This is a genomic window from Kribbella rubisoli (genome assembly GCF_004217145.1).
Classification (GTDB): Bacteria; Actinomycetota; Actinomycetes; order Propionibacteriales; family Kribbellaceae; genus Kribbella; species Kribbella rubisoli.
In genome coordinates this window covers 963,786-983,061 of the sequence record NZ_SHKR01000013.1, presented here as the reverse complement: position 1 = coordinate 983,061, position 19,276 = coordinate 963,786, and the positions used below count along the sequence as shown (strand labels likewise).

The 19,276-nt window shown below is 68.9% G+C and carries 12 protein-coding genes; 9 read left to right on the top strand and 3 right to left on the bottom strand.

Translation table 11 applies throughout. The features are described from left to right. Positions 1 to 62 precede the first annotated feature (62 nt). Positions 63 to 1,748 carry a DUF2207 domain-containing protein gene (locus EV645_RS24880; RefSeq protein WP_130446342.1) on the bottom strand — a complete coding sequence of 562 codons (1,686 nt, stop codon included), beginning with the start codon at positions 1,746 to 1,748 and terminating at the stop codon, positions 63 to 65. Positions 1,749 to 1,999: 251 nt separating this feature from the next. Between EV645_RS24880 and EV645_RS24875 the strand changes: the two genes are divergently transcribed. The 3 genes from EV645_RS24875 (at position 2,000) to EV645_RS24860 (ending at position 6,563) form a co-directional block, all read left to right on the top strand. Continuing rightward, positions 2,000 to 2,884, top strand: a complete 885-nt coding sequence (locus tag EV645_RS24875) for a neutral zinc metallopeptidase (RefSeq protein WP_130446341.1) — start codon at positions 2,000 to 2,002, stop codon at positions 2,882 to 2,884. A gap of 26 nt (positions 2,885 to 2,910) precedes the next feature. After that, complete coding sequence (locus EV645_RS24870) at positions 2,911 to 4,212, top strand: neutral zinc metallopeptidase (protein ID WP_242000628.1); 1,302 nt, start codon at positions 2,911 to 2,913, stop codon at positions 4,210 to 4,212. Between the two features lie 1,040 nt (positions 4,213 to 5,252). Continuing rightward, positions 5,253 to 6,563 (top strand): neutral zinc metallopeptidase, encoded by a 1,311-nt coding sequence (locus tag EV645_RS24860; RefSeq protein ID WP_130446339.1) that lies wholly within the window; start codon positions 5,253 to 5,255, stop codon positions 6,561 to 6,563. Positions 6,564 to 6,588: 25 nt separating this feature from the next. Here EV645_RS24860 and EV645_RS24855 read toward each other — a convergent pair whose 3' ends face one another. Further along, positions 6,589 to 8,298, bottom strand: coding sequence for a DUF2207 domain-containing protein (locus EV645_RS24855; protein WP_130446338.1), 1,710 nt, complete (start codon positions 8,296 to 8,298; stop codon positions 6,589 to 6,591). A 66-nt stretch (positions 8,299 to 8,364) separates the two neighbouring features. On the opposite strand from EV645_RS24855, the gene EV645_RS24850 reads away from it, so the two are divergent. The 3 genes from EV645_RS24850 to EV645_RS24840 are packed head-to-tail and all read left to right on the top strand — an operon-like array spanning position 8,365 to position 12,083. Beyond that, entirely contained in the window at positions 8,365 to 9,471 is a 1,107-nt protein-coding gene (locus EV645_RS24850; protein ID WP_242000627.1) for a neutral zinc metallopeptidase, read from the top strand. Positions 9,472 to 9,481: 10 nt separating this feature from the next. Beyond that, on the top strand, positions 9,482 to 11,308 hold the full coding sequence (locus EV645_RS24845; RefSeq protein ID WP_277877083.1) for a serine/threonine-protein kinase: 1,827 nt from the start codon (positions 9,482 to 9,484) through the stop codon (positions 11,306 to 11,308). A gap of 1 nt (position 11,309) precedes the next feature. Next, the gene (locus EV645_RS24840; protein WP_130446336.1) at positions 11,310 to 12,083 is read left to right on the top strand and encodes an FHA domain-containing protein; all 774 of its coding nucleotides are present in this window, start codon (positions 11,310 to 11,312) and stop codon (positions 12,081 to 12,083) included. Between the two features lie 83 nt (positions 12,084 to 12,166). Here the strand turns inward: EV645_RS24840 and EV645_RS24835 are convergent, their stop codons facing one another. After that, positions 12,167 to 13,102, bottom strand: coding sequence for an AraC family transcriptional regulator (locus tag EV645_RS24835; RefSeq protein WP_130446335.1), 936 nt, complete (start codon positions 13,100 to 13,102; stop codon positions 12,167 to 12,169). 80 nt (positions 13,103 to 13,182) lie between these two features. On the opposite strand from EV645_RS24835, the gene EV645_RS24830 reads away from it, so the two are divergent. From EV645_RS24830 to EV645_RS24820, 3 genes are read left to right on the top strand one after another with little or no spacing between them, the layout of a single operon-like run. Beyond that, a complete protein-coding gene (locus EV645_RS24830) occupies positions 13,183 to 13,992 on the top strand; it encodes an NAD(P)H-binding protein (protein ID WP_130446334.1) in 810 nt (269 codons plus the stop codon). Between the two features lie 52 nt (positions 13,993 to 14,044). Continuing rightward, entirely contained in the window at positions 14,045 to 17,977 is a 3,933-nt protein-coding gene (locus EV645_RS24825; RefSeq protein WP_198681823.1) for a Pls/PosA family non-ribosomal peptide synthetase, read from the top strand. Between the two features lie 14 nt (positions 17,978 to 17,991). Continuing rightward, on the top strand, positions 17,992 to 19,275 hold the full coding sequence (locus EV645_RS24820; protein ID WP_242000626.1) for a M1 family metallopeptidase: 1,284 nt from the start codon (positions 17,992 to 17,994) through the stop codon (positions 19,273 to 19,275). Position 19,276 lies beyond the last annotated feature (1 nt).

The following is a 19,276-nucleotide window of genomic DNA, read 5'->3' as shown; positions in this document are numbered from 1 at the left end:
AACGACAGAGCCCGCCACGCCGGGGCGGCGTGGCGGGCTCTGTTCTTATGTTCCTGTAGGGCCTAACGGGCGAACAGTGCGCCCGTCAGGTTCGTGGTGAGGTTGCGGAGCGAGTCCGGCAGGTACTGCAGGTGCCAGCCGCGCGGACCGCGGTACCAGGTGAAGCCCTCGTCCTCTTGGTCCGGGGTGGTGTCGGTGGCAACCAGTGCGTCGATCCAGCGCTCCGAGCCGCCCAGTACGACGGCGTACGGCAGGGCGCGTGAGCAGAGCTCGGCGTGCTGGTCGGTCGGCAGTTCGCTGACGTCCATCTCCAGCAGCTCGCCGCGGATCGCAGCGACCTGGCCGAGGACGCGGCCGGCAGCCGGAGCCTTGGCCGGCATGTAGCGCCCGACGACGAGCAGTCCGATGCCGACCAGGGTGATCGCGATACCGAGCAGACCCCAGGTCGACAGCAGTGCCAGCAGGACGGTCGCGACGACGCCGATCACAGTGGTGGCGATGCCGATCGTTGCCCAGAGCGACCGAGTCCGGTCCGGGCGCTCGCTGAACCAGCCGCGCTTGACCACGCCGTCGTACAGCGCGTCCTGCACCTGCTCGAGGTTCGCGCGGACCTGACGGCCGAGCTCGGAGACCAGCACCGAGTCGGCGTCGCCGAAGATCGCGCGGATCAGCACGTTCTCGTAGCGCTGCAGCTCTTCCGACGGAGCGTTCGAGACCCGGCGCAGCTCCCAGTCCGGACGCGAGTACTCCGTGCTGTGCTCCTGCTCGATGATCGTGATGTGCCCGCGGACGGCCAGATCGATGATCGTCGCGGTCACGTCGACAGGATCGATCCGCTCGTCGATCAGCGTGCCCACCTCGCCGGGCCGCAGGTCCGACGGCGGCGAGAAGTTGATCCGGGCATCGGTCCCGAGGCTGAACAGTGACGCCGGTACGACGCGACGCGGGTCGACCTGGTCACGGCCGCGTAGGCGGTACAGGGCGAACAGCGCGATCGCACCGAGCAGCAGCACGGCCAGCGCGGTAATCAACTGGGCCGCGTCGGTGGAGAAAGCACGCTTGAAGGTGTGGCGGTACTCGACGATCGAGTTGGCCGCGATCTGGCCCTTCGGGAAGCCGACCGCCATCCGGACCGTGTTACCCGGCGGCAGGTTGGCCTGCTGGAAGGTCGGACCGGACGTCTCGCCGATCTGCGCCAGCGTGCACGGGATGTTGCTGTCGATCGGGCCCGCGAAACAGGAGACGTGCGAAACCTCAGGGACGCTGTAGACCACGTTCGCCTGCTGGATCGGGATGCTGATCCCGGTCAGCGGCGCGAACCGCACCTCGGTGCCGTCCAGGACCGTCGCCACCGCGCCCTTGACCGTGTACGAGAAGTCGAGCTCAGTCGTACCGCTGTCGATGTCGGGGACCGCGATCGACGTGACGTCGCCGTCGGTCTTGACGTCCGCCTTCTTGTCCTGGCCACCGGCCTTGACCTGCAGGTCGCCGATCTCCTGCACGTGGTCGATGTCGTCGGGCAGGTGATCCCGGGTGACGATGAACCGGGTGAAGGTCCCGTTCACGTTGCTGAGCTTCCAGGTCTCCGCAACCCGGAGCAGGCCGTCACGCTCGACCCGGACCTGGCTGTCGTAGTTGGTCACCACCGGGTCGGCGGCAGCGCTGGATACGGCCGCGCCCGCCGGGACAGTCGACAGGCCGAGCAGGCCGAGGGCACACAGGGAGAGCCCGAGGAGACGTAGACGCATCGCCCAATCACACCGTAGAAAGAGGGGAGGTTGACACCGGGCACGATAGCGTCTGCGGGGTGTCAGGCAACCAATGGGGACCGCCTCCCGGGCAATCTGTCCCGCCGCCGCAGGGTTACCCGGCTCCTCCCCGGCCACCGCAGTACTACGCAGCGCCGCCACCGCCCGGACCGCAGTTCGGGTGGGGTCCGTTGCCGCCGCAACCGCCACGGAAGAAGTCAGGTGGGGCAGGGCTACTGATTGTTGCCCTGGTGGCGGTGGTTGCTGCCGGTGGTGTGTTCCTGCTCGTCAAACTCGCGCAGGGCGGTGGTGAGGAGCCGACCGTCGCCGCACCGCCGACAGTGACTACGTCGGTGCGCCCGACCACGGCTGTGCCGACGCCTACTAAGAAGACGACAACCACCGCACCGCCGAAGCCGGTGCAGATCAACCCGGCGACGTACAACGCGACGCATCGGCTCTACAAGACCGGTGCGATGCGGACGGTGAACTGCAAGCAGGCGAAGACCGGTCCTGGTAACGGTGCGCAGGCATCGGCGTACTTCAAGGCGATCAAGGCCTGTCTGGATCACGCCTGGCCGCGACAGGTCGCTGCGGCCGGTGGGCGGTTCCGTTCGCCCGGTCTGGTCGTTTGGGGCGGCTCGGTGAACACACCGTGCGGAAGTGGGCCGGGGCGGGCGTTCTACTGCCCGACGACTCACACCATTTATATGGAGTCGCCGTCGGTCATCGCGTTCTACAAGCAGAACCCGACATTCGGCCGGATGGTCGGCAGCTTCACTGTGGCCCACGAGTACGGGCACTCGGTCCAGTGGATGACAGGGCTCGGCGAGGCCTACGAGAAGCTCCGGTACGACGCAACCACCGACGGGCAACTGCTGCTGAGCAGGCGGCTCGAGCTACAGGCCTCCTGTCTGGGCAACGTGTTCCTCGGCTCCAACCGCGGCAGCTACGGCATCACCGGGTACGCGTACCAGATGTGGCTGTACGACGTGAACAACAGCGGTGACCGGCCGCCGTACCCGCGGGACCACGGCAGCACCACCAGCCACGGCGCCTGGAGCCGCGCCGCCTTCGCGGCTCGTAACCCGGCGAGTTGCAACACCTGGTCGGCATCACCCGCCAGGGTAAGTTGAGCCTGGGCTCCGGTAGCGTCACCGCTGTGTCAGGCAACCAATGGGGTCCACCGCCCGGGCAGCAGTACCCGCCACAGCAGCCACCGCCGTGGCAGCCGGGGCCGGGTCAGCAAGCCCCCGGGTACGGCGGACCGCCTGGCCGCCCGCCTCAAGGACCGCCGGGACCGCCTGGTCCGCCGCCGGGACCGCCGTACCAAGGTCCGCCTGGTCCGCCCTATCAAGGGCAACCGTTCCAGGGCCAGCCGTTCCACGGTCAGCCGCAGTTCGGCTGGGGTGCGGGCGCTCCGCCGGGTGGACCGCGGCCGCCGAAGAAGGGCCGCGGCGGAGTGATCGCGCTGTTCGTGGTGCTCGGCGTGGTGGTGATCGGCGTGATCGGGCTGAAGCTCGCCTCGTCGATCCTGAAGCACAACGGCGACCCGTCGTACGCCGAGCCGACGACCACCTCGTCGTACAGCCCCACGACCGAGCCGTCGACCGAGCCGTCCGGGCAGCCGGCCACCAAGCCCACCGTGAGGCCGACCACGACCCGGCCGACCACGCAGGCGCCGCTGCCGACCACGTCCCGCTCGACGACCACCAGCACGCCGACGACCAACCCCGGGCCGAGCGACACAGACCTGGTAGTGCGGAACAAGCTGTACAAGGTCGGTGCGATGAGGTCGGTGAACTGCAAGGAGTCCAAGTCCCGGCAGAGCACGGCGGCCGGTGCCCGGGCCAACTACAAGAACCTGCTGGCCTGCCTGAACAAGGCGTGGGCGCCGATGATCACCAAGGCCGGCGGGCGGTTCCGGTCCCCGAACGTCGTCACGTTCAGCGGCACCGTGCAGTCGCCGTGCGGGGCCCACAGCGACTCCGGGCCGCCGTTCTTCTGCGGCACCAACGACACGATCTACATGAACCTGACCGAGGACGTCGGGAACTACAACAAGTACACGCAGTCGTACAGCAAGGTCTGGGCGCGGATGTGGATGCTGCACCAGTTCGCCCACGAGTACGGGCACCACGTGCAGAACCAGACCGGGATCCTGCAGGCGTACGCGCGGATCCGGTACGAGCGGGCGACGTACACGCAGGAGCTGCAGGACAGCCGGCGGCTGGAATTGCAGGCGTCATGCTTCTCGGACATCTTCATCGGCTCGAACCGGCGGACCTACCCGATCACCGGGCAGTCGCTGGTCCAGTGGCGGTGGCTGATCGCCAACACGATCGACAACGGGAACGACCACGGCGCCCCGCCGATCCACAACTACTGGGCACTACGCGGGTGGAACGGGCGCAACCCGAATGCGTGCAACACCTGGGCCGCATCGGCGGCGCAGGTGAAGTAGGTGACGAACTAGTTCGAGACGACTGGCCGGGGTAGCTAGCCTGGTGGGTCCGGATCGCGCAAAGTATGTCCGGGGGAATCGGCATCCGGCACCCCCACCCAGCAAGGTCGTGAGGAGCATCGATGTCGGACAACTGGAACCAGCCCCCGGGGAGCGACCCGGCTGACGATCAGCCGAACCGCCCACCGGAGCACGGTCCCGGGCAGAACCCCCACCATCCCGGAGCAGACCAGCAGGGCCCCGAACAGGGCCGAGGCGCTCCCGGGGAGAGCCGGCGCGGCCGTGGTCCTGCGGGTGCGGACGGGCAGCGTGGTCCTCAACAGGGGCAGGGTGGTCCTGGGGACGATCAGCGTGGGCAGTCGTGGTGGAGCGGTGACACCGACGCCAAGCGTGAGTTCCAGAACCCGTCGCAGGCCGAGCCTCCCGCCAACAACTGGTTCGAAGGCGGCTGGAACCCCGGCCGCCGCGAACACCCCGACCAACCCGCCGGCCCAAACCAACCAGGCCCAGGCCAGCCGGCTCCGGGTCAGGCAGGTCCGGGTCAGCGCGGTCCGCAGCAGTCGGGTCCGGGGCAGTCAGGTCCGGGGCAGTCGGGTCCGGGGCAGTCGGGTCCGGGGCAGCGCGGCCCACAACAATCAGGCCCACAACAATCAGGCCCGCAGCAGTCCGGTCGCCAGCAGTCCGGTCCTGCCGGCCCAGGCTCCAACCAGCCCGGCCCGAACCGACCAGGCCCGAACCAGCCAGGCCCGAACCAGTCCGGCCCTCAGCAGCGCGGACCACAACAGCAAGGTCCGCAGTCGGCTCCCAACCAGCCAGGCCCGAACCAGCCGGGACCGAGCCAAGCGGGGCCCGGTCAGCCTGGTCCCAACCAGCCTGGCCAGTGGCAGTCCGGCCCGCCCCAGGTCGACCCCTGGCAGACCAACCCGACACCGTCCGGCCAGCAGTCGGACTCGTTCTGGTCGCAGTCTGCCCCCACCCAGCAGGGCCCCAACCAGCCTGGACCTGACGGCCCGTCCCAGTGGTCTGCGCAGTCGTGGACGTTGCGGGATGATTCTGCGGGCGACGGCGACTCGCAGGACGAGTCCTCCGAAGCCGGTTCCGGTCAGTCCGGGGCTGGGCAGGGCTGGTCCGCGACCGGGCAGTCCAGTTCGAGTGCATGGCAGGCGGCGCCGTCCCAGCCACAGCAGCGGGACCAGAACGGTCCGCACTCCGAAGGCTCCTACCTGTGGGGCCCACCAAACCAGGGTCAGGAGCCCTCCTCCCCCTGGAGCAACGCACTCCCACCACAGCAGCAGTCCGGCCCCCGCCACGCCGCGTCGCAGGGCGGTCCTGGGCAGACCGGTCCGATGGGTCAGCCTGTCCAGCAGGCGCCGACCTGGCAGTACCCGCCGATCCCGATCCCGCAGCCGCCGGGCGGCCGACGTCGCAAGAAGAAGAAGGCCTCGCGCAATCTGCTGATCGGCCTGGTCGTCCTCGCCGTGCTCGTGGTCGGCTCCGGCATCACCCTGCTCGTCCGCAGTGTCGGCGGCGGCGATGACCCGCAGGCCAAGGACAGCCCGACGGCACCCGTGTCCGAGTCCTCGTCGTCACCGTCCGCGAGCCCGTCCCCCACCCCGACCGCGCCGCGCGGCCCGACGGCCGACGAGGTCGTGAAGGGCAGCGCGCTCTACAAGATCGGCCCGGTCGCCGCGTCCAAGTGCGCGGAGCCGCCGTTCGCACCGGTCACGGTCGCCGCAGCGCAGCAGTACTACAACCGCCTGCTGCCCTGCCTCAACCGCACCTGGTGGCTGGCGATGAAGAAGGCCAACCTGCCGTTCCGCAACCCGAAGGCGGTCGTGTACGTCGGCAAGACGCCGTCACCGTGTGGCATCCAGCGCAGCGTCCGCGCGGCGTACTGCGCGGCGAACGAGACGATCTACCTGCCGTTCGCCGTCGACAACGGGTACTACAAGACCAACCCGGTCTACGCGCGCGCGGTCATGCTGAACACGTTCGCCCACGAGTACGGGCACCACGTGCAGAAGCTGAGCGGGATCCTCGCCTCGTCGATGTCGCGGCAGCAGTCGATGACGCCGAACCAGAAGCTCCTCGAGAGCCGCCGGCGCGAACTGCAGGCGACCTGCCTCGGTGCCGTCTACCTCGGTGCGAACGCGGCGTTCACCCCGATGAACGGCCCGCTGCTCGCCAACTGGAAGTTCCTGATCTCCCACTCCGGTGACGACTACGCCCGGCCGCGCGTGCACGACCACGGCAACCGGGTGAGCAACTACCAGTGGTCGATCACCGGCTTCAACGGCAAGAAGCCGGACGCCTGCAACACGTTCACCGCAGCAGACGTCCGGGTCAACTAGCCCGCAACAGCGCAGCCGCCGCCCGTCAGCCGAAGAGCCGACGGGCGGTGGTCAGCGAGCCGCCGAACGCGGTCACGAAGTTGCTGAGCGACTCCCCGATGTCCGACAGATGCCAGTTCTCCGGTCCGGAGTACCAGCCGATGCCGGCGTCGGGGTCGTCGTCGTCATCGGTGGCCGCGATCTCCAGCGCCCACTTCTCGGTCAGCCCGAGCACAGCGGCGTACGGCAGGCAGCGGGACGCGAACTCGAGCCGGTGGCTCTGCGGCAGAGTCGACGAGGACTCGTTGGCCAGGTAGTGCTGCAGACCGGCGACCCGGCCCAGCACGGCGGCGCCGCGCGCGGTGCGGGCCGGTGCAGCCTGGCCGACGAGTGCGAGCACCAGACCGGCCGCCATGACCGCGAAGCCGACCAGACCGAACTTGGTGACGATCGCGAGCACGATCGTCAGTACGACGCCCGCACCGAGCAGCACCACGCCCGCGGTGGTCCACCGGTTCCGCACGGCGTCCGGGCGGTTGTTGAACCAGCCCTGCGTCACCACGTCGGCGTACAGCTGCTCGCGGACGAGGTTGAGCCGCGGCCGCAGCGACGGGCCGAGTGTGGACACCAGCACCGAGTCGCCGTCCGCGAACACCGCGTCCAGCAAGGCCTTCTCGTACGGCAGGAGCTCCGGTCCGCCCGGGTGCAGCCGCTGCAGCTCCCAGTCCAGCTTGCCGAAGTGCGACTCGCGCGGCTGCTCGACGATCGTCAGGTAGTTGCGCACGGCAAGGTCCAGCAGCGTGGCGGTGATGTCGACGACGTCGGCCGTCTCGTCCACCACCGTGCCGACCTGGCCGGGGCGGATGCCGTCCGGCGCAGCGAACTGCGGTCCGTCGGCGCCGTCCAGCACCGGACGCTCCGGCGCGCCCTCACCGACCTTCGCGGCGTCGCGGCCGCGGAAGAACCACAGGCCGACCGCACCGAGCAGTCCGATGCCGAACACGATCACGGCCAGGCCGATCGTGCTCGAGTCCACGGTGAACGCGCGACCGAGCGACCAGCGGGTCGAGTACTGCGCGTTCGCCTGCACCGTCGCCTGATCGCTCAGCCCGGTGAGGAAGGTCAGCCGACCACCCGCCGGTACGCCGTTCTGCTGGATCTGCAGGTCGGCGGACTCGCCCAGCTGGGACGACGTACACGGCATGCTCGAACCGGTCCGGCCGGCGAAGCAGGTCACCCAGGTCGCGAACGGCACGCTGACGCTCAGGTTGGCCGTCGGGACCGAGACGGCGAAGCCCTGCACGATCGGCCAGCTCACCTCGCGGCCCTCGGTCGTGTCGGCGACCACGTTGTCGACGGTGTAGCTGTAGACGATCTTCGACTGACCGGACACGTTCAGCGTGAGCTTGCGGCCGTCGTCGGTGCTCTGGTTCTCGAAGCCCTGAGCGGGCTGGCCGTTCACCGTCGCCGACACGTCCTTCAGGCCGTACGTGCGGTCGCGCTCGGAGTCGGACCGGACCCGGGTCGTCAGCGTGCGGCTGAACGTCGTACCGCCGGCGTTCAGGTCGACGGTCTCCTTGACCTGGAGCTGACCGTCCTTGGTGAGCGTCGCATCCGCGGTGTACGCCGTGATCTGGTCGTCTGCCTGACCCGCTGCCTGGGCGGACACCGGGCTCAGGGCAACGAACAGGCCCGCTACCGGCGCGGTCAGACAGATCAGCAGGGCAGCCGGGAGGAGGCGGCGCTTCGGTGACATGGGTCGAGAGTAGTCTCGTGCCGGTTCGTGCAGCGAACTCGACCGACCAGCCTGGAGGCCAGAGTAGTGAGCAGCCCGTACGGGTACGGCGGCCCGCCGCAAGGCCGGCCACCCGGCCCGCCGCCCGGCATCCTGCCACCGCCGCAGGCAGCCCCCTGGCCGCCGCAGCAGGGTCAGTACCCGCCGATGCAGGGCGCTCCGGGCCAGCAGTACTCCGGTCAGTGGGCGCAGCCGTACTACGGACCTCCAGGCCACTTCAACGGCTTCCAGCCACCGCGGAAGCGCGGCGGCCCGCTGCGGCTCATCCTGTTCGGCTTTGTCCTGCTGATCTTCCTCGGCGTCTCGTTCGCCGTCGCGGCCGCCTTGCTGAACAAGGGCGGCACCGACACCGCAGACCCCGGGGTCACCGGTCCGTCGATCGTGCCGACCCCGACCACGAACCCGCAGAAGGGGTCTGCCGAGGACTACCTGCTGAACGCCGACGTCTACCGCACCGGTCCGCTCCAGGAGCAGAACTGCCCGGCAGCGAACCTCGGCAGCGGCAGCCTGGCCTCGCAGAAGGTCTACTACCAGCGCCTCTTCAAGTGCCTGAACGACGCGTGGCGTCCGGTCTTCCACGAGCTCGGGCAGGACAAGCCGGACCCTGGCCTGGTCGTGTTCGACCAGCCGGTCCAGACGGCGTGCGGCAACTTCCAGCCGCTGTCCGGACGCGTACTGGCGTTCTACTGCTACGGCAACCAGGTCATGTACGTCGATGTGAAGCAGATGAACAAGGCGTTCGGACCGCAGCAGGACCTCGCCTATCTGATGACGATCGCCCACGAGTACGGACACCACGTCCAAGGCGTCACCGGACTGTTCTATGCGCGGGCCGTCTACCTGCAGGACCACCCGGACCAGAAGCTGGAGAGCTCGCGGCGGAACGAGTTGCAGGCCTCCTGTTTCGGCGGTGTGTTCAGCAAGTCCGTGGAGAAGTCGTATCCGTTGACGAAGCGGCTGGACGAGTTCAAGGAGCAGTCCAGCAACAGCTTCGGTGAGTCCGCGGACACGCCGGAGGACGAGCGGACGCACGGTCTGGCCGCCAGCCAAGGGTTCTGGATCCAGAACGGCTTCAACATCGGCGCCAACAAGGCGTGCGACACCTTCGCGGTGTCGGCGGACCTAGTGAAATGAACGCCGTGCTGTGAGCGGCCGCCTGATCGGGGGCCGCTACTTACTGGGGGAACCGCTCGGCTCGGGCGGTATGGGCTCGGTTTGGCGTGCCCACGATCAGCAGCTCGACCGCGTGGTCGCGCTGAAGCGTGCACACCCCGGAGTGGACGACCCGGACGGACGCCGGCTGCGCCGTGAGGCACGGACCGGCGCTCGGCTGCACGATCCGCATGTGGTGACGATCTTCGACGTGGTGGCCGACGGCGACGAGCACTGGCTCGTGCTGGAGTACCTGCCGTCACGCAGTCTGGACGAGCTCGGAACGCTGCCACCAGCTCAGGTCGCACGGATCGGCGTACAGATCGCCTCTGCATTGCAGGCCGTGCACGCGGCCGGCATCATCCACCGCGACCTCAAGCCCGCCAACATCCTGGTGACCTCGGACGGTACGGCGAAGCTCGCGGACTTCGGCATCTCGCGGCGCCTGTGGGCGGAGGCCACGCTGACCGACAGCTCGACCGTCGGTACGCCTGCCCACCTCGCCCCAGAAGTGGCCAACGGCAACGAACCTACTACTGCCTCCGACGTGTTCTCGCTCGGTGCGGTGCTCTACACCGCGCTGGAAGGCCACTCGCCGTTCGGCAGCGATCCGAATCCGTTGGCAGTACTGCGACGCGCTGCGCGGGGCGAGCTCGAGCCGCTGCGCAAAGGTGGTGAGCTGACACCGCTCATCACCCGGATGCTGGCCGTCGATCCTCAGGACCGGCCTTCTGTTGCCGAGGTGGTCCAGGAGCTCGGCGGTACTGCGATTGCGCCGGTGAAGAGCCGAAAGCGCTGGACGATTCCGGTGGCGGCAGCGGGCGTCGCGGTTGTCGTCGTACTGAGTGTGCTGATCGGGCGCGCGGTGTCGGGGCCGTCGCAGCCGTCGGGAACACCGGAGCCATCAGCTGCATCCACGACGCCGACGAGCTCAACGCCGACCAGTGGGTCCAGCGCTTCCACTTCGCCGGCAGCCGGGCTGGTCGGGGATCCGCTGACGGTTGATCCGTGCGCGTTGATCGACGAGAAGTCGCTGGGCCGGTTCGGGCAGACCACTCTCGAGCCGGCGTACGGGAACTTCGACCGGTGCGACGTGGTGGTGACCGGTACCGGCGACCAGGAGGTCGACGTCCGGGCGGAGCTGAATCTGCCCTACACCGACTCGCCCAGAGGTGCGGTGCAGAAGTTCACCGGCAACCTGCGCACTGTGACGCGAGTCAAGTCCGGCGGTGACGACTGCGAGCGGGTGCTGGTGCTGTCCGACCGTACGCAGATCCAGGTGGAGGCCAAGCACACGGACGGCGCCGGGATGGACGTGTGCGCGATGGCGGAAGCCGTTACGCAGAAGGCGATCGGCGTCGTACAGGCAGGTTCGATTCCGCGGCGTGCCGAGTCCTTACCGGCAACGTCGCTGGCGCACGTCAACGCGTGCACGTTGCTGGACAGCAAGGCACTCCAGCTGGTCCCTGGTGTGGACGCGACACATCCGGACCTGTCCTTCGGGAACTGGTCATGCGGTTGGGACAGTACGACCAGCGACCTGTCGGTGGACCTGTACTTCGACCGGAACCAGCCGCTCGACGCGTCGGATGGGCAGCCGATCACTGTGGGCGGGCGGTCCGCTTTCCTTTCGAACGAAAATGACGGTCCGAAGACCTGCGCGGTAGTGATCGTCTACCGGACGTACGTCGACTCGAACGGGCAGGATGCCGTCGAGTTGGTGACGATGTCCGTAGGTGGTTCGGCGAAGCCGGCCTCGCTGTGCGGACTGGCGACAAAGCTCGCGCAGGCAGCCGTCGTGAAGCTGCCGAAGGCCTGACATGGAGCCGATCCGGAGCCTCCCGCAGGGCCAGGCCAGCCTGGCAGGCGGCGTACCTGACGCCCAGCCGGGCACGATGTTCGTGCTCAGCGTTGGCGGTGGTCTCACAGTGGACCCCGGACCGCACCGGACGATTCTGTTCGGGCGGAACCGGCCTGAGGTTCACGTATGCGTCGGTGAGGACGATCCGCGGGTCAGCCGGATGCACGGGTCGATCAGTTACCGGACCGGTCAGTGGTGGGTCGCCGTGACCGGGCGGCTGCCGGTGCGGTTCCCACGCGAGCAGACGCTGTTCGCCGGCGAAGACCCGATGCCGCTCGCCGCCGGGTACACGCCGGTCTTCGTCCAGGGCTCCAGCGGTCGCGAGCACCTGCTGGAGGTGTACGTCGTGGGCGACAGCGGCACCCGTCCGGTACTGCGACCACGCGACCCCACGCACCCGCCCCGCATCTGGCAGCTGTCTCCTGCCGAGAAGCTGGCCCTGACCGTCGTCGGCCAGCGCTACCTCCTACACGACCTACACCCCCTGCCCCTGTCCTGGCGACAGGCCGCAGACCAGCTGGCCGAGCTACAACCGTCAGAGAACTGGACCGCCAAGCGCGTCGAGCACCTGGTCTCCAACGTGCGCACCCGCCTCTCCCGAGACGGCGTACCCGGCCTGACCCGCGAGGAAGTCGGCGAGCCAGTCGGCAACGCCCTGAACGACAACCTCTTCCGCGCCCTACTCCTGACAACCACGCTGGTCCCGGCGGACCTCGACATCCTGGACGACTGACCTCGGGAGGGGTCCCCGGCGAACGGACTTAGCGTCCGGCCATGACCCGAGACAACGCCATCAACGTCCCCGTCTAAGCCGGATCAGCTTTCCACCTGCTGGTTGCGCCAGGTTGTCGGTGACTGGTGGTGGGTGCGTTTGAAGGCGACGCTGAAGGCGAAGGGGTCTTCGTAGCCGACCTGGTGGGCCACCGTCGCGACGGTGGACTTTGTGGTGCGGAGGAGGTCGGCTGCCAGGGTCATGCGCCAGGCAGTCAGGTAGGTGAGGGGCGGCTGGCCGACCAGACTGGTGAAGCGGGCGGCGAAGGTGGCGCGGGACAGGCCGACCTTGGCGGCCAGCTCTGCGACCGACCAGCGGTGCGCGGGGTCCTCGTGGAGGTGGCGGAGCGCGTCGCCGACGCCAGGTGCGGTGAGTGCTTGGTACCAGGACGGCGGCCCCGCCTCAGCGCACCATGCGCGTAGCGCGAGGACCAGCACGAAGTCGAGCAGCCTTCGCAGTACGGCGTCCTGTCCTGGCTCCTCCCGGGCGACCTCTGTGGTTAAGAGGTCCAGCGCGGGACGGGTCTGCGGCGTAGCGGACACCACTGCCAACGGCGGCAGCAGAGCGAGTACCCGCTGGGCGACGTCACCGCGCAGGTCGTAGGCACCACGCACCATCGTCGTCGCGCCGGGCAGCCCATCGCCGTAGGTGCGTGGCGCCAGGTACTCACCCCGCCACTCCACCGGCTCGCCGTCGATCGTGTACTTCTGGCCGCCGCGGATCACGTAGTACGCCGGCGTCGCCGGATCGTCAGCGATCGTGTAGCTGCCGACGCCCGTGATCAGCGCGATGTCACCGGCCCCCAACTGACGAGGTACGCCGTCGTCCAGCCGCAGGCAAGCACTACCGCCGAGCGTCGCGACGACCGACAGCGACGGCACATCGGCGTACGTCACAGACCACGGCCCGCGCGCGATGATCTGCCGGACCAGCGCGTCCGTCGCTTGCGCGCGCTGGAGCAGATCGCTGAGGACATCCACCCGTCCAAGCTAGACGATCACAAATGGATCGGCGACGCTCTCCCATGGATCGTCTGCGCCGACTCCAGTTGGCTTGCCACATGAACAAGTTCCTCGTCCTCGGCGGCACCGGCACCACCGGCCGCCGCATCGCAGCCCGCCTCCGCTCCACGGGCCACGAGGTCCGTACGGCGTCCCGCACCGGCAGCGACGTACGACTCGACCTCGACGACCAATCAACCTGGGCGCCCGCGCTCGACGGCATCACCGCCGCGTATCTCATGGAACCCACCGTCCGCCCCGGCGACCGCCTCGCCCACTTCACCGAGCAGGCGCTGGCAAAAGGCGTACGACGGCTCGTCCTGCTGTCAGCGTCCCGCGCATCCGACTCCGACCATCCCTTGCACGGCGTCGAACAGACCGTCCGAGGTTCCGATGCCGAGTGGACGATCCTGCACCCCAACTGGTTCGCGCAGAACTTCACCGAAGGCCCGTGGAAGAACGCGGTCCGCTCCGGCACTCTCGCCCTACCCGCCGGCGACGGACGTACGCCGTTCATCGACGCCGACGACATCGCGGACGTAGCCACCGCCGCCCTGACAACGTCCGATCAGGCCGGTCGCACCTACGAACTGACCGGCCCAGAAGCCATCACCTTCACCGAAGCCGCCAACCAGTTGACCGAGGCCGGCCTACCCGTCGAGTACGTCGCCCTGTCGCCGGCCGAGTACACCGAACAGCAAGTAGCCAAGGGCGTTCCGCGGGCGGGCGCCGAACTTCTGACCGACATCCTGGCCTCGATCGCCAACGGACACGGCGGCGAACCGACGACCGATGTCGAGCAAGCGCTCGGTCGGCCCGCCCGTACTTTCAAGGCATTCGCACACGATCGGGACACAACAAGCGCTTGAGGTGTTTGCTTCGGGTTATCCAGCAGATAACCCGTCGGCGTACTATCCAGCCGTGACGTTGCGACGCGGGGAGTTGGCGACGGCCGCGCGGACGCTTGTGGATGTGCTGGAGGAGACGGCCAACAGGTACGCCGACGAGCCGGCGCTCGATGACGGCAGCGTGAGCCTCAGCTATCGCGAACTGCTGGAGCAGACGACCAAGTTCGCCACCCGCCTGACGACCGCGGGGATCGGTCCGGGCGACCGAGTGGGCGTCCGGATCTCGTCCGGTCACAACGACCTGTACGTCGCGATTCTCGGCACGCTCCAAGCCGGCGCGGCCTACGTTCCCGTGGACGCGGACGACCCCGAAGAGCGCGCCGAGCTGGTGTTCGGTGAAGCAGCGGTCGCGGCCACTGTCGGCGACGAGCTCGAGCTGACGGTGACCCGTCCGCAGCAGCGACCGATCGTCGACAACGACGCGGCCAACGGCGCCTTCGACTATCCGTACTCCGCCCGCATGGACGCCGCGACGGCGACGGACGCTCCGCGTGGCACGCAAGGCCCGGAGACGACCGACGACGCGTGGATCATCTTCACCTCGGGCTCGACCGGCGTACCGAAGGGTGTCGCGGTCACGCACCGCTCGGCCGCCGCGTTCGTCGACGCCGAGGCCCGCCTCTTCCTGCAGGACGAACCGATCGGGCCGGACGACCGTGTCCTGGCCGGCCTGTCGGTCGCGTTCGACGCGTCCTGCGAGGAGATGTGGCTGGCCTGGCGGCACGGCGCCTGCCTCGTCCCGGCCCCGCGCTCGCTGGTCCGGACCGGTATGGACCTCGGCCCGTGGTTGGTTGCCCAAGGCATCACTATCGTCTCCACCGTGCCGACCCTGGCCGCGCTCTGGCCGCCGGACGCGCTGGACCAGGTGCGGCTGCTGATCTTCGGCGGCGAGGCGTGCCCGCCCGAGCTCGCCGAGCGGCTCGCGGTCGACGGCCGCGAGGTCTGGAACACGTACGGCCCGACCGAGGCGACCGTGGTGGCCTGCGCCGCCCAGCTCACCGGCGAAGGCCCGGTCCGGATCGGTCTCCCCTTGGACGGCTGGGATCTCGCCGTAATAGATGCTGCAGGCAACGAAGTCGCGGACGGTGAGATCGGCGAGCTGATCATCGGCGGTGTCGGCCTGGCCCGGTACCTCGACCCGGTCAAGGACGCCGAGAAGTTCGCCCCGATGCCGACCCTCGGCTGGGAGCGAGCGTATCGCAGCGGCGACCTGGTCAGGTCCGATCCGCTGGGCCTGCTGTTCCAGGGCCGCGCCGACGAACAGGTGAAGCTCGGCGGTCGCCGTATCGAGCTCGGCGAGGTCGATGCCGCCCTGCAGGCGCTCCCCGGGATCACGGGCGCCGCGGCCGCCGTACGCAACAGCGCGGCCGGCAATCAGCTTCTCGTCGGGTACGTCGTACCTGACGATCCGACGTCCTTCGACAATGCCAAGGCGACTGAGCGGCTGCGTGAAGCACTGCCCGCGGCGCTCGTGCCGTTGCTCGCCGTCGTCGACACGTTGCCGACCAGGACGTCGGGCAAGGTCGACCGCAACGCACTCCCCTGGCCGCTGCCCGGGATGGACACTGACGGTCCGCCCGCAGAGCTGACCGGCACCGCGGGGTGGCTGGCAGAGCGCTGGACCACGGTCCTCGGCGCCAAGGTCACCAGCGCAGACAACGACTTCTTCCTGCACGGCGGCGGCAGCCTCGCCGCGGCGCAGCTGGTCTCCGCGCTCCGGGAGAAGTTCCCGGAGGTCACCGTCGGCGACATCTACGAGTACCCACGCCTCGGCGCGCTGGCTGAGCGGCTCGACGAGTTCCAGCCGGCGGCGCTGGAGCCGGTCGAGATGCGTGACATCCGGCCGACTCCGAAGAGCACCCAGCTCCTGCAGACGGCGTTGACCCTGATCCTCCAGACCGTCGTCGGCGTTCGCTGGCTGGTGTACGTCTTCACGCTGAACAACCTGCTCGCCGAGCTGATCGAGCCGCTGCCCTGGGCGCGGACCGTGTCGTGGTGGTGGATCCTGGCAGGCTGGCTGATCCTCATCAGCCCGGCCGGCCGGATGGGCATCGCGGTGCTCGGCGCCCGGATCCTCCTACGCGGCCTGAAGCCCGGCACCTACCCACGCGGCGGCAAAATCCACGTACGTCTCTGGGCCGCTGAGAACCTTTCCGACGCCGCCGGAGCCGCGAACCTCGCGGGCGCGCCATGGATCGCGTACTACGCCCGCGCGCTCGGCGCCAAGGTCGGCCGAGGCGTCGACCTGCACACGCTTCCGCCGGTGACCGGCATGCTCACGATGGGTCGCGGCGCGTCCGTCGAGCCCGAGGTCGACCTGGCCGGCTACTGGATCGACGGCGACCGACTGCACGTCGGCCCGGTGACCGTCGGTGCCGAAGCCGTGGTCGGGTCCCGCAGCACACTGCTTCCGGGCGCGGAGATCGGCCGGAACGCCGAGATCATGGCCGGCTCCGCTGTCTCCGGCAAGGTCCCCGAGAACGAGCGCTGGTCCGGCTCGCCCGCGGCCCGGATCGGCCGCGCCCGGCACCCGTGGCCCGATCATCGGCCCGCTCGCGCGCCGTGGTGGGTCGCGGCGTACGGCGCTCAGTCCGCGATCATGTCGTTGATCCCGGTCGCTGCTGCGGCGGCGGCGTTGGTCGTACTCGGACGGTATGTGAAGGACACGCAGACCCTCGGCGACGCGGCGCTCAAGGCCCTGGAAGCGATCCCGCTGATGACGCTCGTCGGTTTCGCGACGATGGCGATCCTCACGCTGATCGGCGTACGGCTGCTCGGCATCGGGATCAAGGCCGGTCATTATCCGGTCCGCAGCCGGATCGGGTGGCAGGTCTGGGCGACCGAGCGGCTGCTCGACTCGGCACGCACCCTGCTCTTCCCCTTGTACGCGAGCCTGCTGACGCCGTGGTGGCTGCGGGCGCTGGGCGCGAAGATCGGCCGCGACGTCGAGGCCTCGACCGTGCTGCTGCTCCCGAAGATGACGACGGTCGGGGAAGGGGCGTTCCTCGCCGACGACACGATGATCGCGTCGTACGAGCTCGGCGGCGGCTGGCTGCATGTGGCCGGCGCGAAGGTCGGCAAACGCGCGTTCCTCGGCAACTCGGGTATGACCGCGCCGGGCCGGAGCGTCCCGAAGAACGGCCTGGTCGCCGTACTGTCCGCGGCCCCGAAGAAGTCCAAGGCCGGTACGTCGTGGCTCGGCTCGCCGCCGGTGAAGCTGCGCCGGCAGGCCATCGCGGGCGACCAGAGCAGGACGTTCAACCCGCCGTACAAGCTGAAGGTCGCGCGGGCGCTGGTCGAGCTGTGCCGCTTCGTCCCGATCATGTGCACGGTGCTGATCGCGCTCGGCGTGCTGTTCGCGCTGCAGGCGCTCGACATCTGGCTCGGCCCGCTGCCTGCGCTGCTGCTGTCCGGCGCGGTGATCCTGACCGCCGGCGCGGTCGCAGGCGGGATGGCGACGGTCGCGAAGTGGCTGATCGTCGGCCGGACGCGCGCGGTCGAGTATCCGCTGTGGAGCTCGTTCGTCTGGCGCAACGAGGTGGTCGACAGCTTCGTCGAGCTGGTCGCGGCGCCGTGGTTCGCGAACGCGGCGGCCGGTACGCCGGTGCTCAACCTGTGGCTCAGGTCACTCGGAGCCAAGATCGGCAAGGGCGTCTGGTGTGAGACGTACTGGTTGCCGGAGGCAGATCTAGTCACCCTGGGCGACGGTGCCACGGTGAATCGCGGCTGCGTGCTGCAGACGCACCTTTTTCATGATCGAGTTCTCTCCATGAGCACAGTCACCTTCGGGCCAGGAGCAACCCTCGGGCCCCACGGCATCGTCCTCCCGGCCGCCTCGGTAGGAGCAGGAGCTACCATCGGGCCGGTGTCTCTCGTGATGCGTGGTGAAGGCGTGCCGGCTGGTACGCGCTGGGCCGGGAACCCGATCGGTCCCTGGCAGGGCTGATGGTTGACCCTTATGTGCCCACGCATGGAAACGCCGGCTACAAGGTCGAGTCCTATGACCTGGAGCTCGACTATCGGGTCAACAGCAACCGGCTGAGCGGCAAGGCAACGATCACGGCGTTCGCCACCCAGGCGTTGTCCCGGTTCAGCTTCGACCTGTCCGGACTGCGCGCGTCCAAGGTGCTGGTCAACGGCCGCCGCCCGCAGCGCTTCACCCAGCGCGCCGGCAAGCTCTACATCACCGCGAACCTGCCCGACGGCGCCGAGTTCAGCGTCGACATCCAGTACGGCGGGAGCCCGAAGCCCGAGGACAGCCCGTGGGGCGAGCTCGGCTGGGAGGAGCTCACCGAGGGCGTGATCGTCGCGAGCCAGCCGAGCGGCGCGGCGACCTGGTTCCCGTGCAACGACCATCCCGGCGACAAGGCTCATTACCGGATCTCGATCACCACGGATTCGCCGTACCAGGTCGTCGCCAACGGACGACTGGTCTCGCGCCGGGTGAAGGCGAGTCGTACGACGTGGGTGTTCGACCAAGCCGCGCCGATGGCGACGTACCTCGCGACCGTTCAGATCGGCTCGTACGACGAGGTGGGCCTGGCCACGACGCCCGTGACCACGAAGGGTGTGCTGCCGGGTCGGTTGACCCGTCAGTTCCGGAACGACTTCGGGCGGCAGCAGGACATGATGAAGCTGTTCTGCCGGCAGTTCGGGCCGTATCCGTTCGGCGGGTACACGGTCGTGGTGACCGACGATCCGCTGGAGATCCCGCTCGAGGCACAGGGCATCTCGGTGTTCGGGAGCAACCACGTCGACGGTCGGCGCGGATCCGAGCGGCTGGTCGCACACGAGCTGGCGCACCAATGGTTCGGCAACAGCCTGACCCCGGCGAGCTGGCAGCACATCTGGCTGAACGAAGGCTTCGCCTGCTACGCCGAGTGGCTGTGGTCGGAGGAGTCGCGCGGCCTCACCGCCGACCAGCAGGTCGCGAAGGCGCACTCGCGGTTGAAGGGGCTGCCGCAGGACCTGATGCTGTCGGACCCCGGCCCGGAGCTGATGTTCGACGACCGGCTCTACAAGCGCGGCGCGATCACCTTGCACGTACTGCGGAAGCACCTGGGCGACGACGCGTTCTTCGAACTCCTGCACACCTGGACCAAGGTCCATCGGCACGGCTCCGTCACCACTACCGAGTTCATCGCCCTGGCGACCACGTTCAGCCCGGACGAGGAAGCACTCCGGCACCTGTTCGCCGCCTGGCTGGACTCCTACGGGCTACCGCCGCTGCCCCGGAGGCGCTAGT

Bases quoted from the DNA above. Each gene is read 5' to 3' on its own strand.
- EV645_RS24880 (WP_130446342.1), bottom strand. From the start codon at position 1,748: ATGCGTCTACGTCTCCTCGGGCTCTCCCTGTGTGCCCTCGGCCTGCTC.
- EV645_RS24855 (WP_130446338.1), bottom strand. From the start codon at position 8,298: ATGTCACCGAAGCGCCGCCTCCTCCCGGCTGCCCTGCTGATCTGTCTG.
- EV645_RS24840 (WP_130446336.1), top strand. From the start codon at position 11,310: ATGGAGCCGATCCGGAGCCTCCCGCAGGGCCAGGCCAGCCTGGCAGGC.
- EV645_RS24830 (WP_130446334.1), top strand. From the start codon at position 13,183: ATGAACAAGTTCCTCGTCCTCGGCGGCACCGGCACCACCGGCCGCCGC.